General features: G+C 50.8%; 4 protein-coding genes. All 4 read left to right on the top strand.

All coding sequences use genetic code 11. The annotated features are described in order from the left end of the window. Positions 1 to 53 precede the first annotated feature (53 nt). Entirely contained in the window at positions 54 to 377 is a 324-nt protein-coding gene (locus DWB67_RS17575; RefSeq protein WP_220475182.1) for an MIT C-terminal domain-containing protein, read from the top strand. 371 nt (positions 378 to 748) lie between these two features. Continuing rightward, on the top strand, positions 749 to 1588 hold the full coding sequence (locus DWB67_RS17570) for a replication initiation protein (protein WP_119808832.1): 840 nt from the start codon (positions 749 to 751) through the stop codon (positions 1586 to 1588). Between the two features lie 55 nt (positions 1589 to 1643). Then, complete coding sequence (locus DWB67_RS17565; protein WP_119808831.1) at positions 1644 to 2276, top strand: ParA family protein; 633 nt, start codon at positions 1644 to 1646, stop codon at positions 2274 to 2276. A gap of 45 nt (positions 2277 to 2321) precedes the next feature. Further along, complete coding sequence (locus DWB67_RS17560) at positions 2322 to 2597, top strand: hypothetical protein (protein ID WP_119808830.1); 276 nt, start codon at positions 2322 to 2324, stop codon at positions 2595 to 2597. Positions 2598 to 2956 lie beyond the last annotated feature (359 nt).

Here is a 2956-nt window from a genome sequence, read left to right as displayed (position 1 = left end):
GCCCGCAACGATGCGTTCAGCCTCTGGGCCGATTACACCGCTGAGATGACCGCGTGATCCACGCCCTTCACAGAGAAGCACAATCTGCTGTCAACAACTTGGCAATACCACGCGAACTGCTGGACAGCATTTCGGAAGCCTGCATCGGCAGTGGTGTGGACTTCACCTGGGCTTTCGACACCAGCAATACTGCGCATGCCCGTGACATCATCACCGATACCTGCTGGAAGATTGTCCTCGACCGCGGTCTCGACATTTTCCAGGCTCCGATTCGCCGCGAGGTAGGGTTCAACCTGGGTGATCGTCTGCAAGAGCACCGCATGCTCAAGGCTTTCTACGTGACGTATCTTAGAGACAAGAATGTTAGCTCAGCATGATCTTTGAGACCGTTGGGGTGATTTCTGATTAAAGTGAGGCATGCTTTGCTGAAAGCCCCTGTGGATAAGTCTCCTTCCTCTTTCTTCTTTTCTATTTCTTCCTTTTTATGGCCATTCAACCATCTGATACTAAAAAGAAAAATAGCCTGAAAGTGACTTTTAGGGCGAGGTATCGTGACTTTTAGGGCGAGGTATCGTGACTTTTGGGGCGAGGTATCGTGACTTTTGGGGCGAGGTGCTGCCATTAGCGTTTTGAGCACATCCCTCTCTAGAAGAGTGCAGAACTCTTTTTTGCCAATCGTGCGAAAACAGTTCAAAACTGCAGCAATTTTGCCTATTGTGACCCATGAACATAGCTTAGGTCACTGTAGATGGCAGAAGAACCTCGCCCCAAAAGTCACGATACCACTAATGGAACACTAGCGGCCTATCAGCGACGCGGCGAAGTGATCAAACCCGCTGAACTGATCGAGATTCGTGGCGGAGAAAAAATCACCTTGGCTGCACGCCGGATCTATAATCAGCTTCTTGCCAATGCTTTCGGTCCAGGGATGGCTGCAGAAGGTCAGGAATATAGGATTCCTTTTTCGGACCTGCGCGGCAATCACACTTCAAATGACCGGGTGGCTGAGGCCATCATGAGCCTCATGCAGACCGTTGTGCGCGTGCGAATGTCAGATGGATCTACCCGAAACGTTCAGCTCTTGGGGCCAACGGACATAGAGAAATTCGGGCCAGGCATTTCGACGATGCTAACTTACGAATTGCACCCGAAGCTGTTGCCGATTTTACGTGATAGCCAAATTTTTGCACGGCTAGAAATGCAGATACTGCATGGGTTCGGAACCAAGTATGGGATGGCGCTCTATGAAATCATTGCGAAGCGCATTGGGTTGAAGCACGTCTTCTACAATGATTTCGACACTAGTGAACTCCGTGACTATCTCGGGGTCCCAAGTGGGAAGCTGGGGCCGTTTGCTGCCTTCCGCCGGAAAGCGATCGAGCCTGCGGTTCTTGAAGTCAACGCGCTTGCTCCATTCTCGTGCCGCATAGATGTGGTCGAAACTCAAGGACGGAAGGTAACAAAGCTAAGGCTTTCATGGTGGGTCAAGACTATTGAGGAGCAGAAACAACAATGGGAGGGGCAAAGAGGTAAGCAGGGTGATTTGTTCATAGAAGAAATGCCAGAGTTAGGCTTTGAAAGCCTGTAAGAAACAAAAGGATTAGTGCGTTTATGCACGTGTGCACAAATGCAGGAAGGCAAAAATGCAGATAATTACCATAGCAATGCAAAAGGGAGGTGTCGGGAAATCAACCTTGGCAAAATCTCTGGCTGTAGCTGCCACACGCGATGGGCTATCGGTCTTGTTGATTGATATGGATACCCAGCAAAGTATCAGCCAATGGGCTGAGCGCCGCGAGGCTGACATGCCTGTCGTCATATTTTCAACAGAGAATGAACTTCCTAAAAAGCTCGCCCAAGCAGAGGGTACTGCGGATTTGGTGATTATCGATACCCCCCCTGCCCGCTCAACCGAAGCACCAGCAGCCGTCGAAGTATCAGATCTTGTCCTAATACCTACGACCCCTGATGTTGAACCATTGGAGCAAATGCCTCGCACCTTGCGCCTGTGCCGCGGGTTCGGACGGCCCGTGTTTGCCGTAATAAATATGGCAAATCCTACCGGTCCTGCAGAAGTGGCGCAGACACGAGAAGTAATAGAGGCGATGGGAGCCCAGATGGCACCTATCGTATTGCACCGGCGCAAGGCGCACCGTGCTGCAAGTGCTGCTGGGGTCACTGTCCAAGAGCTAAGCAATGAAACCAAGGCTGCAGATGAGGTGGCGAATTTATGGAAATGGACTTATACACAGCTGCAAAATTGCAAAGGAGCATAACTGCACTTGTGCACAAGTGCAGTTATGCAGAATTGAGGTAATCCGATGAAAAAAACAAACCCATTGTTGGCGGCCATGGGAAAGGCACAGGAACCTGCGGAAAGTGCTCCGGCGAAAGCTTCCTCTTCGATCGCTGCAAAGCCCTCCAGCAAACGAAGCGGGCAAAAGCACCTAGGGGCATATTTCGACAAAAGTGATCCGACGCTTGAACGCGTAGCTATCTTGAGAGCCCGCTTGGACATGACAAACTCAGAACTGATCGAACACGCGCTCAACGAGTTATGGAAAAGACATGAAGCTGAGCGTGCATTCGGAGACTAGCGCGATGCTGCACTCATGCACTTGTGCACATTTGAAGTATTGCACACGCTCTGTAGCATAGTAAGGCACTTCAGTGCCGAACTTATGCTCGCCGGATCGTATTGGGTGAAACCGGCGTTGTTGCGCAACTCCGACGATGAAGGATTCACTTCGTGAATCCATACCGTTAGAGGCGCCTGATGGGTATTGCCAAGTTGTTGACAGCAGATTGTGCTTCTCTGTGAAGTGAATCGCCCCGGGTCTGTCGGAGACAGAGGTGGTCGCAGGAATTCGGACCAGTTGCTAAGCTTTAGCGATTGACGAAGGACTGACCTGAGATGACGAAACGAAAGCGCTATTCTGCGGAGTTCAAGGCGAAG

It is taken from the genome of Paracoccus sp. JM45, from assembly GCF_003590715.1.
In the GTDB taxonomy this organism is placed as follows: domain Bacteria; phylum Pseudomonadota; class Alphaproteobacteria; order Rhodobacterales; family Rhodobacteraceae; genus Paracoccus.
This window is presented reverse-complemented; position numbering and strand designations above follow the sequence as displayed.

Coding starts and splice junctions, on each gene's coding strand:
- DWB67_RS17570 (WP_119808832.1), top strand. CDS start 749: ATGGCAGAAGAACCTCGCCCCAAAAGTCACGATACCACTAATGGAACA.
- DWB67_RS17565 (WP_119808831.1), top strand. CDS start 1,644: ATGCAGATAATTACCATAGCAATGCAAAAGGGAGGTGTCGGGAAATCA.
- DWB67_RS17560 (WP_119808830.1), top strand. CDS start 2,322: ATGAAAAAAACAAACCCATTGTTGGCGGCCATGGGAAAGGCACAGGAA.